General features: G+C 72.6%; 6 protein-coding genes. 2 read left to right on the plus strand and 4 right to left on the minus strand.

Features of this window, described 5'->3' with window-relative positions; all coding sequences use genetic code 11:
* The first annotated feature begins 524 nt into the window (after positions 1-524).
* Positions 525-1202, plus strand: a complete 678-nt coding sequence (locus ACFZB9_RS36700) for a DUF6585 family protein (protein WP_391454480.1) — start codon at positions 525-527, stop codon at positions 1200-1202.
* Between the two features lie 361 nt (positions 1203-1563).
* On the opposite strand, the gene ACFZB9_RS36705 is transcribed toward ACFZB9_RS36700, so the two are convergent.
* From ACFZB9_RS36705 to ACFZB9_RS36715, 3 genes are all read right to left on the minus strand, one after another.
* Positions 1564-2481 carry a C1 family peptidase gene (locus ACFZB9_RS36705; RefSeq protein ID WP_391454481.1) on the minus strand — a complete coding sequence of 306 codons (918 nt, stop codon included), beginning with the start codon at positions 2479-2481 and terminating at the stop codon, positions 1564-1566.
* A 518-nt stretch (positions 2482-2999) separates the two neighbouring features.
* Entirely contained in the window at positions 3000-4001 is a 1002-nt protein-coding gene (locus ACFZB9_RS36710; protein WP_391454482.1) for a trypsin-like serine peptidase, read from the minus strand.
* Between the two features lie 569 nt (positions 4002-4570).
* On the minus strand, positions 4571-5365 hold the full coding sequence (locus ACFZB9_RS36715) for a TetR/AcrR family transcriptional regulator (protein WP_391454484.1): 795 nt from the start codon (positions 5363-5365) through the stop codon (positions 4571-4573).
* Positions 5366-5476: 111 nt separating this feature from the next.
* Here ACFZB9_RS36715 and ACFZB9_RS36720 point away from each other — a divergent pair, with 111 nt between their 5' ends.
* Complete coding sequence (locus tag ACFZB9_RS36720) at positions 5477-6721, plus strand: FAD-dependent oxidoreductase (RefSeq protein ID WP_391454486.1); 1245 nt, start codon at positions 5477-5479, stop codon at positions 6719-6721.
* 315 nt (positions 6722-7036) lie between these two features.
* Here the strand turns inward: ACFZB9_RS36720 and ACFZB9_RS36725 are convergent, their stop codons facing one another.
* Entirely contained in the window at positions 7037-10609 is a 3573-nt protein-coding gene (locus ACFZB9_RS36725) for a tetratricopeptide repeat protein (protein ID WP_391454487.1), read from the minus strand.
* Between the last annotated feature and the right edge of the window lie 341 nt (positions 10610-10950).

The raw sequence follows: 10950 nt of genomic DNA on the forward strand, positions 1-10950 counted from the left end.
AGGTAACCCCCAGTCAGCCCTCCGACCTTGCGCTGCCACCCCTACTTCCGCGGAGCGACCCCCTAGATCGCGGGATCGCCGGATCCCCGCGGCGGGGGGGGGGGGGGGGGGGGGGGGGGGGGGGGGCGGGGGGGGGGGGGGGGGGGGGGGGGGGGGGGGGGGGGGGGCGCCGGGGGCGGGGGGGGGGGGGGGGGGCGCCGCGGGCCCCCCCCCCCCCCCCCCCCCCCCGGCCGGTATCGGGCTGGGCAAACCCGTGCGGATGACCGCGGATGACCGCGGAGGGCGGCTGGGGGAACCCGGTGCTCGGGTTCGATCCAGCGGCGGATCGCGTGGGGCTGCTGGCAGATCCGCTCGGAGTTCGCCCGGTGACACTCCCCCGGATCATGCGAGCCACAGGGGGAACAGTCATGCCGGACCGGAGGCCGGGAGCCCGGTTGCGGGGCCACCAAAAAGGCAACGGGGGCTACCGGCCGTGGCGGGGCCTGAACTACCTTGATCCGTAGTCGAATCAAGGGGGTCACCACATGGACGAGGTCTTCTCCGAGCAGCCGAGCACATCCGCCGCCGTGCTCGCCGGGCACCGCGGTCTGGGCGAATGGGTCAGGACGTTCGCTTCGAAGCAGGGCTGGAAGCAGCGCAAGTGGCAGGAGTGGCGGCTGTACGTCTACACCGGCGGCCTGGTGGTGAGCAGCTTCGACGGCTTCGAGGCCGCGTACGACTGGGGGACGACGCGGGCGCTGCGGTACTACCGCAGCGTCAACGGCGGCCTGGTGGATGCCCGTTACACCCTGATCGACCCGAGCGGCAATGCGCTGAACATCGGGCTGGGTACCCGGACCCTCCTCACACGGCACAAGGAGCGGTTCGGTATCACCGAGCTGGTGAGCGGTGCGCCGTTCCAGTACCCGGGCGACTGGGGTGACTACATGCTGCGCGGCATCACCCGGGCGCAGCTGCCCGGGGTGCTCACCCGCATCGCGCGCGGCGAGACGGTGGACTTCGGCCCTTTCACGGTCGACCGCCACGGCCTGACGGACCGCAAGTGCACGGCGGCCTGGTCGGACATCGTCAAGATCAGGACGAACGACGGCCGCGTGTCGTTCGACGGCACCAACAAGTTGCTCGCCGTGGGGCCCGGCTCGGCGGCGGACATCCCCAACGTCGATCTCTTCCTCAACCTGTGCCACGAGCTGAAGGGCTGAGCCCTACCCGCGTGACACCTGCGCGACACGACACGCTCCCTCGGCAGCGGGGAACCCGCCCGGCCGCGGCCGGGCGGTGACGGCTGTCCAAAGGCCGAGGGGCCGACAGCCGTGCTGCCAGCGGTGGTGTGTCGTCCCCGCCGGTCGCGTCGTCCGACCTCGCGGCAGTGCCTCTGGTGGATGACGGTGCCCGTCGGCGGCGAACCGACCCAGGCCGTTCGCCGGTCCGGTCACCCCCCTCGGGGTGACCGCCTGCATCCCGGGGTGTGCGGCAAGCCGGGAACTTCAGCGGCATGCCGCACACCCGGGAACCCGCGGGTCTGCCCCACAGCGTGAGTGGTGGGGCAGACCCGCGGGTGCGTCAGGCGACGAGCTTGCCCATGGCGTGGGCCTCGTCGACCACGCCCGCGTTGAAGAAGCTCCACGGGAGGTTGGCGAAGCCGCCGTTGCCCCAGTTGCTGGTGCCCCAGCTGTTCTCGATCGTCACACCCTGGTCGTTGTAGGCCACGATGGTGATCTCGTGGCCGCCGACCACCGGGTCGCTGCTGGTGTCGCCAGGCACGTAGCTGTAGTCCGACGCCGTCTGGGAGTTGAGGTCCATGAAGCTCTGCTGGACCGAGAAGCCGATCGGCACCGGCTCGCCCTGGGAGATCGCGTCCTCGATCGCGGTGCGTGCCGCATCGCCACTGGTGGGCAGCTGGACGAAGCCCGAGAGCTTGTAACTGGCCGCGTTGGCGGTCTCGTTGGCATCCGGCTGGGTGGTGAAGTCGGTGGTGCCCTGCCAGTAGTCGGACTGGGTGTCGATGCCCTGCTGCTGCTCCATCGGCAGCGCGACGCTGGCGTAGGTACCGCTGTCGTTGCCCTGGGCGATCTGCGAGTAGATGTACATCGGGGCCATCGGTGCGCCACTGATGCCCTGCTCGTTCATCAGGACGCCGTAGCCGGTGTAGCCGGTGGCCCAGGTGACGCAGGAGCCGACCTGGCCCTGGTCGCCGGGGGAGAGCGCGTACTGGGTCAGGTCGGCGCTGGCGGGCGCAGCGCCCGAGCGGGCGAACGGCGCGATCGCGCTCAGGCTCTGGGCGGTGGCCGCCGCGGGGCGCATCATGTGCTGGTGGGCCTTGAGAGCCGTCAGGTCGAGGCCGGTGGCGAAGTGCTTGTGGTGGACGTGGTGCCCGGCCGGCCGCGCGTTGGGGGTCGCGGCGGTGGCGGTGCCGGCCAGTGCCAGGCAGGACGACAGGGCCAGGGTACCGGCGATGCCGATGGCTATGCGGGAACGCATTGATGAGCTCCTTGTGGGGGTGCCGGCTGTTGGAGCGCCGGCATGCCGCACCGCGCCGCGTGTGGGGGCGGCTCGGTACGGAGAGCGAAAGTGGGGGATCGTTCACTCCGGTTGACGCGACGTCAGTCGGAGCGCTGCTCACCGTAGAGCCCGGAGCCCCTGCATGTCATGGGCAGAACATGAAAATGGCGGGAAGTGGACATGATTCTCTCAGGGTTTGACAGCAAACTCACAGGAAGTTAGATTCCGGTTCCGGCGGTCCACCCGTGGCAGTGACGAAACGTCAGCTCAAGGCGGGCGGGAGCCGTGCGGCCGGTCCCAGGGGCGCCCGCTCCACGCCGCACCGGGTGCGCCGGTCGGGTGCCGGTCGGTATCGCGCCGGCGTCGGAGAGGAAAGCGCTGAGTGCGCCGTCGAGTTGGTGCGAGACGGTGCAGGTCGGCCCGCGCGGGCCGACCCACCGCGCTCTGCGATTCCGGGCATCCCCGGCGGCTGACCGCCGGGGATCCCCGGGCGGGGCTCAGGAGGTCGGGCCCGCCGGGGGAGCGCCGGCGGTTGCGGCTTCGTACAGGGCCCGGGTGGCGGAGCCGAAGTCTGCGCTGTAGGAGATCTGGGGGGTGTTGCCGCCGGTGTGGTAGCCGCCGATGACCCCGACCACCGCCCACCCGCCCGGCCACGGCACCAGCATGGGGCCGCCCGAAGTCCCGCCCACGAAGCCCTCGCACGCGATGCGTTCGAAGGTGCCCGGATCCGCGGGGTCGTCGCTGACCCACCGGGTGGTCCAGCTCAGGCACTCCAGAGGCTGCTGCGCGCCGGCCGGGTACCCGATCATCCGTACCGGGGCGTGCTGGTAGCCGGAGCCGGTGAGCAACTCGACTGCGCCGGCCGCGTCCTGGATCCGCACGCCGTCCTGGTTGGGCTCGGTCACCGCGAAGCCGAAATCGTACGCGGCCCCGGCGTGCTCACCCTGGTCGTAGTACTCCTGCGAGATGTAGACGCCGTTGTCCTCGACCGGGAAGATGCCGAGCGGCGTGAGCCCGTCGTGGTACCGCGGAACGAATCCCAGGTGCCGCTTGGGGGAGGCACCGGAGGATCCCGTGAGGCAGTGTCCCGCGCTCAGCACCAGGTCGTGTCCGGGGCTGCGGACCACGGAGCCGCTGCAGGTGCGGCCGGTGCCGCCGGCGTCGGTCCAGAAGAACGTGCCGGCTTGCGGGATGCCGCCGAAGCTCCTGCTCGGAGGGATGAACTCGCCGGGCCGTGGCCCGTCCGCTGCGTGCGCTGCGGCCGGTGCGGCGGGTTGGGCGGGTTCGGTCTCGTCGGGCAGCGCGGCCCTCATCCGGGCCGCGGTCCAGTACGTGCCGAGCTGCTCCGCATCCGAGCCGCCCGCGTTGGGCGTTGCGGCGGAGGCGGCCGGCGCAAGCCCGGCGCCCAGCAACAGGGCGGACGCGACTGCCGCGGCACGCCTGATGGCTCGCGTCCTCTTCGGTGACGGGGCGACATGACGGGCGGGAAACTTTGACATGTCCGCAGTATCGGGTTCGGGCACGGTCCGGCGGGCGTCTTTCGCGATCGCCACGCGCACTGCTGAACGGCATGGGTGAGTGCGGCCGTTGCCGTACACGTCGCCTGGCCCGGCGGTCGGGCGGGGTCAAGCGGTTCCGGTGAGGTCGGACGCCGCCGCGGGCAGGGACCGGCGCGCCCTCCCTGATCGAGTCGACCAGCCGCGCGCAGTTCACGATCGGCGACCACGCGCTGGAGGTCGAGCCGATGCGCGAGGCCGGCGGCAAGGAGGGCAGCAGCGACGGCCTGTTCACGGTGAGGGACTCGCTGTTCCGGCCGCCCGAGGGCAAGGCGGGGTCGACGTCCGACGAGGCGAACCGGCGGGTCGGCGACCAGGCCGCCCACCGGGAGCGCACGCCGCGCACCACGCGTCCGCTGTCGGCGAACGCCATCGCACTCGCCGCCACGGCCACCCCTGCCACCGCCCCGAAGGGCGCCGTGCCCGTGTCCGGTCCGGCGGCGCCGGTGCCCGCCTCGGCACGGGCCGGAGCGGCAGAACACCGGGTGGGCGGGACCCGCTGCGCCCGGGCGCTACTGTGCCTGCGCGAGGGCGCGCAGGTAGGTCTCGGCGAAGAGTTCGCAGACCTCCTCCACCGGCGGCAGGTCGCTGCCCATGGTGGGGCCGATGACGGGCCGCAGCAGCAGGTGGGCGAGGATCGGTCCCAGCAGCAGGTGCGTCAGGAGCGGAAGCGGCATCTCGCGCAGCCGGCCCGCCGCCACGTGTGGGAGCAGCAGCCGGTCGAGGCAGTGGTACAGGCGTGGGTAGTACCCCTGCATGGCATGGGCGGCGGGTCCGTCCGGCCGGCTGAAGAGGTCCGCGAAGATGGCCGGGAGTACACGGGGCTCACGCTGCCACGCCGTGACCACGGCGTGGCAGAGCTCCCGCACGGTGTCCTCCAATTGCTCGGGCGGGTCGGCGGCGAGCGCTTCCAGCTCGGTCAGGGGACTGAACCGCTCGTAGACCGCCGCGAGCAGGCCGTCCCGGCCCTCGAACACCGTGTGCAGGCTGGGCAGTGAGCACCCGGCCCGCTCCGCGACGGCGTCCAGGGTCACCGCGCCCAGGCCGAGCTCGGCCGCCAGGTGGGCCGTTGCCTCGATCGCGCGCTCGCGCACCGGCGGCCGGCCGCCGGGATCCACGCCGGACTGTCGCACCGCCTCGTCCAGTGCGCCCCGGGAGCCGCCGAGCCTGCGCAGCAGCGTGCTGCGCGAGACCCCGGCGGCCGTGGCGATCGCCGTCAGCGGAAGGTCCGCGACGTCCGTGCCGCGCTTGCGCGCCTCCGCGAGGGCGGCGGCCACCAGGTCCTGCAGCTGATCACGCTTCGACATGTGGACCATGGTACTGCTTGACGCCTGACACCGTTCCAGAGACACTATCTAAGAAAGTTCCAGGCGGAATCCCGCTCTTGGATCGATGCACTCGCAACGATGGGAGGAGTCATGACTGTCGTCATCTCGGGGGGTGGACCGGCCGGCATGATGCTGGGCCTGCTGCTGGCACGGGCCCACGTCGAGGTCACTGTGCTGGAGAAGCACGCCGACTTCCTGCGGGACTTCCGTGGCGACACCGTCCACGCCTCCACCGTGCGCTTAATGGACGAACTCGGCCTGGGCCAGGAGTTCGCGGCACTGCCGCAGAGCAGGCTCGGCGACATGGAGCTGCCCGTCTCGGACGGCCGACGCGTGCAGATGACCGACTTCGCGCGCCTGCCCGCGCCGTACAACTACATCGCGATGGTCCCGCAGTGGGACCTGCTCAACCTCCTCGCCGAAACGGCCCGCCGCGAGCCCGCCTTCACCCTGCGGATGAACACCGAGGCCACCGGACTGCTCCGGCAGGACGGCAAGGTCGTCGGCGTCCGCTACCGCACCCGCGACGGAGAGGAGGGCGAGATCCGGGCAGACCTCACCGTCGCCGCCGACGGCCGCCACTCCGCGCTGCGGCAGGACGCCGCACTGGTGCCAAAGGAGCTCCCGGTCCCCTTCGACACCTGGTGGCTGCGGCTGCCCAGGTACCCCGCGGAGCAGGCCGAGGAGAGCAGGCTGATCCCCTCCTTCGGGACCGGAGCCTTCGCGCTGAGCCTCACCAGGAACGACTACTTCCAGATCTCCTACTCCACGGCGAAGGGGTCCGACGCCCGCCTGCGCGCCGAAGGCATCGAACGGTTCCGGGCGCGGATCGCCGAGCTGATGCCCCGCTACGCGGACCGGGTCGACCAGTTGTCGAGCATGGACGACGTCCATCTGCTGGAGGTCCGGCTCAACCGGCTACGCCGCTGGTACACCGACGGCCTGCTGCTCATCGGCGACGCCGCGCACGCGATGTCTCCGGCCGGTGGAGTGGGGATCAACCTCGCGATCCAGGACGCCGTCGCAGCGGCTGCCCTGCTCGCCGAGCCGCTGCGACGCGGCCGGCTGACCACCGCCGACCTGGCGAGGGTCCAGCGCCGGCGCCAGGGACCGATGATGATCATGCAGCGGCTGCAACTGATGCTGCAGCAGTCCTTCTTCGTCCCGGTGCTGCGGGGCAGTCGTACCAGTGCGCCCGGCCCGGTGATCCTGGCTGCTCGTCACCTGCCCGCCTTCCGCCACCTCGTCTCGCGGCTGATCGCCGTGGGACCGCGCCCGGAACACGCTCCGGCCTTCGCCCGGCGTCCTCCGGTGGGGGTGGAGGCGGCACCGTAGCCGATGCGGTGGCCGGGTGGTGTGCGCCGGGGAGGACCGCTTCATGCGCATGCTGATCGTCGAGTGGATGATGTCGAGCCGCCCGTAACGCTCGACGGTGTGGCCGACCAGTGCCTCGACGTCCGCCTCCACCGACACGTCGCAGCGCACGAAGGTCGCCGGACCCGCACCGGTAGCCCGCCCAGCAGGTGAGCGATGCGCGGGGCGTCGTGGCCGTAGGTGTGGCAGAAGCAGAAGCAGAAGCAGAAGCAGAAGCAGAAGGAGCGGCAGAGGGAGCGGTCCGGACGAGCTGAGCGAGACGGAGGCAACCGGGGGTCAGCCGCGTTCGCAGTCGCAGCCCTCCAGGTGCGCCCGGATCCGGGCGGCATCGGGCGTGCCCAGCGGTTCGGCGAGCCGCAGGGCCTCGCGCAGCCGGGCGTGACCGCGGTCGGCGTCACCGAGGTGGCACAGGCAAGCACCGATGCCCTCCAGCGCGAGCACCTGCTGCAGTGGAAAGGCCATGGGCCGGACGATCTCCAGCGCCCGCTCATGGTGAGCCAACGCCTGCTCGGCGGCCCCGACCCCGACCCCGCCCCCTTCCCCGACCCCTCTCCCGGCCCGCCCACCGGCCGGCGCACCGACAACCGTCGGCCTGCCGTCGAGGGCCATCAGCAGCGCCACCCGGCCGATCTGGTTGAGGACCTCCGCCTCGGCCGGACCGGCCAGCTCGCGGGAGACCGGCAGCGCCCGGTCCAGCGCGTCCGCGGCACCCGCGTGGTCACCCGTCGCGTGCCGCACGAGGGCCAGACAGGCCAGCGCCCGGGCATGGCCGAGGTTGTGCTCACTCTCCTCGAAACCGGTCACCGCCTTCTGCGCGTACTCGACGGCGATCCCGGCGCGTCCGGTGTCCAGCAGGAGATGGCCCAGCTGCAGCAGTGCGTTCAACTCCCCGCGGACCAGGCCGTGTTCCCGGTCGAGGTGCAGCGCCTCGCGCAACGCGCTCTCGGCCTGCTCGTAACGCCCCGTCACGCGCAGGACATAACCCAGGTTGATGAGCGTGTTCGCCAACCCGTTCTGGGAGCCCATTTCGCGGTAGATCTCCCCGGCCGCCTGCTGGTGCTCGGCGGACAGCGCGTACTGCCCCGTGAACTGTTCCACCGTGCCGAGGCTGAACAGCGTGTTCGCCTGGCCGAAGCGGTTGCCCAGCCCCTGGAAGAGGGCGAACGCCGCACGGTGGCCGGCGGCGGACTCCTCGTACTGGCCGAGGATTTCCTGGACCGCCGACAGGGCGCTGAGGCTGTTGGCCTCCCCGAGCCGGTAGCCGAGGGCACGGAACAGCTCCAGCGCGGGTTGCAGGTGCGTCACCGCCTGGTCGTACTGGGTCAGCAGGTAGTGGACGTACCCCAGGTTCAGGCCGGCGGTGGCCTCACCCCGCCGGTTGCCGATCGCCCGGTAGCGTTCGAGCGACTGCTCGTTGCTGCGTGCGGACTCCTCGCACCGGTTCTGGAGGTACAGCACGTCGCCGAGGAGGCCGAGCACGCGCGCCTCGCCGAGCCTGTCGCCCGTCTCCAGGTACAGCGTGAGGGCCTCCCGGTAGCCGTCCTCCGCCTGCGTCAACTCGCAGGACAGTGAGTCCAGTACGCCCAGATTGGTGAGCGCGTCCGCCCGGCCGATCCGGTCGCCGGCGCGGTCGGCGACTTCGAGGGCGATGCCGTGCAGCACGCGCGCCTGGTGCCAGCGGCCCTGACCGCGCAGGAACTCGTGCATCGCCACCGGCAGGGCCATGGCGTGCTCGGGGCGCCCGTGGGCGGCGGCGTACTCGACGGCCGCGTGCAGGTTGACGCGCTCCGCCCGAAGCCAGGCGTCCGCCTGCGCCAGGTCCGCGAAGTCCGGGACGGTGTCCGGGCGGGCGCCCAGGGAGCCCCGCGGCACCGGGTGGTGGCGGGCGATGTGCTGGTCGGCGGCCTGCGCGCTGGCCAGGTAGTGGTCCACGAGCCGGTCCACGGCCGCCGCGCGTGCGCCCGGCCCCTCGCCACCGCCGCCGAGTTCGTGCCCGTCTCCGCCCCCGAGCCCATCTCCGTCCCGGTCCCGGTCCCCGTTCTCGGCGAGGTCGCGGGCGTGCTCGCGGATCAGGTCGTGCATCCGGTAGCGGCCGCGCACCGGCTCCTCGATCAGGTGGTGGTCCTCCAGCTCCTCCAGCAGCCGGCGGGCCGTGCGCAGATCGGTGCCGGCGAGGGCGGCCGCGGCCCGGGCGTCGATGTCGTCGCCGACGTGCAGGCCCAGGCTCCGGAGCAGGCCGCGCTGATCGGGGGTCAGGTCGCGGTAGGAGAGGTCGAAGGCGGCAGCCACCGACAGGCCCTCGGCGCGCAGGACGGACAGCCTGCCGCTGTTCGCCCCCAGGTCCGCGAGCAGGTCGGCCACCGTCCAGCTGCGGTGGTGGCGCAGCCGCGCCGCGGTCAGGGCCAGCGCCAGCGGCAGGTACCCGCACAGGCGCACCAGCTCACGGACCGCCGCGTCCCGGGCCGTCAGTTCGGGGCGCCCGGCCTTCGCGATGAACAGGGCGGCGGCCTCGTCCGCCGGCAGCACGTCGAGGGTGACGGGCACGGCGTCCGGCAGCGCGGGCAGCCGCCGGCGGCTGGTGACCAGCACCAGACTCCCGGGGGTGCCGGGCAGCAGCGGAGCGACCTGCCTGCTGCTTCGGGCGTCGTCGAGGACCAGCAGGATCCGCTTGCCGGCCAGTCGGCTGCGCCACAGGCTCGCCCGGGCGTCCAGACCGGCAGGTATCTGCCCCGGCCCGATGCCCATCGACAGCAGCAGGCTGAGCAGCGCGTCGGCGGGTTCGACGGCCGGAGTCCCGGGCGTGTGGGCGTGCAGCGGCAGGAAGATCTGGCCGTCCGGGAACCCGGCGGCCAGCCGGTGCGCGGCGTGCACCGCCAGGGCGCTCTTGCCGACACCGGGCATGCCGTCCACCGCGTGGATCCCGATGACGCCCGCCTCGTGGGTGATGCTGGCCTGGCAGGCGTCGAGCAGGTGGTGCAGCTCGGCCGAGCGGCCGGTGAAGGAGGCCACGTCCCGGGGCAGCCCCGAGATCGCCGCGGCAAAGGTCTCCGGTGCTCCACCGGCCGCTCGGCCGAGCGGCCCGCCGCGTCCCGGGGCGGCACCGCCGAGGACCTCCTGGTGGGCGGCCTGCACGGCCCGGCCCGGTTCCAGCCCCAGCTCCTCGACCAGGGCCCCGCGCAGTCGGCGGTAGACGTCCAGGGCTTCCGCCGTCCGCGCGCTGCGGTGCAGAGCGAGCATGAGTTGGCGGTGGAAGGCCTCACGCAGCGGGTGCTCGGCGGCCGCCCGGGTCAGTTCGGGGATCAGGCCCTGGTGGCGGCCGAGCTGCAGTTCCGCCTCGAAGTGCCACTCCAGGGCCTGCTGGTGCGACACGGTGAGCTCGTGTATCCGCGCCGTCGACGCGTCGGCCGGTGCGGGCAGGTCGACGAGCGGGGTGCCCCGCCAGAGCGCGAGCGCCGCGGCCGCCTCGGTGCCGGCCCTCGTCCAGTCCCCGTCGGCCACCGCCGCCCCGGCCGTGTCGAGCCGGCGGGTGAAGACCTCGGCGTCCAGCTCGCCCTCCCGCACCTCCAGCAGGTAGCCGGGCGCGACGGTGCGCAGCCGCGACGGCTCGCCGGGTGCGCAGGCCGCCGCCAGGACCCGGCGCACCTGCACGACCTGGTTGTTCAGCGCGGTGCTCGCCGTCGCGGGCGGATCCTCCCCCCACAGCGCCGCCACCAACCGGTCCCGGGACACCGCCTCGTTGGGCTGCAGGAGGAGCATCGCGAGCAGCAGCCGAGCCTTCGGTGAGGAGAGCGGGAGCGCCCGGCCGGCGCTGTCCTGGACGGTGAGCGGGCCCAGCAGGCTGAAGTGCATCCGAGCATCCTAGCCAGGAACTGAGCGACCTGATCCGGGTGACGGAGCAGACCACGACGATGCTCGTGGGGGACCAGGCGGTTGCCGGCGACCGCCTGGCCCGGGCCCGCGTCGTGGAGCGGGCTGCCCAGGACGTCGTCGAGGCCACAGTGATCGCTGACCGGCCGCGACGTCGCTGCTGCCGACCGGGCCTTCCCTGGAAGAGCGGAATCGAAAGGGCGCCCGATACAACCGGATGGCACTCTCCTGACCTCCTAATGATGTTGTCAAGCCGCTGATGTGACGGGGAGTGCAGGCTCGTAGCTCTTCCCGTCACGGATCAGGGCCCATAGAACGTTGAC

The sequence above is a fragment of the Kitasatospora sp. NPDC008050 genome, assembly GCF_042957465.1.
GTDB lineage: Bacteria > Actinomycetota > Actinomycetes > Streptomycetales > Streptomycetaceae > Kitasatospora.

Bases quoted from the DNA above. Each gene is read 5' to 3' on its own strand.
- ACFZB9_RS36705 (WP_391454481.1), bottom strand. From the start codon at position 2,481: ATGCGTTCCCGCATAGCCATCGGCATCGCCGGTACCCTGGCCCTGTCG.
- ACFZB9_RS36720 (WP_391454486.1), top strand. From the start codon at position 5,477: ATGACTGTCGTCATCTCGGGGGGTGGACCGGCCGGCATGATGCTGGGC.
- ACFZB9_RS36715 (WP_391454484.1), bottom strand. From the start codon at position 5,365: ATGTCGAAGCGTGATCAGCTGCAGGACCTGGTGGCCGCCGCCCTCGCG.
- ACFZB9_RS36700 (WP_391454480.1), top strand. From the start codon at position 525: ATGGACGAGGTCTTCTCCGAGCAGCCGAGCACATCCGCCGCCGTGCTC.
- ACFZB9_RS36725 (WP_391454487.1), bottom strand. From the start codon at position 10,609: ATGCACTTCAGCCTGCTGGGCCCGCTCACCGTCCAGGACAGCGCCGGC.
- ACFZB9_RS36710 (WP_391454482.1), bottom strand. From the start codon at position 4,001: ATGTCAAAGTTTCCCGCCCGTCATGTCGCCCCGTCACCGAAGAGGACG.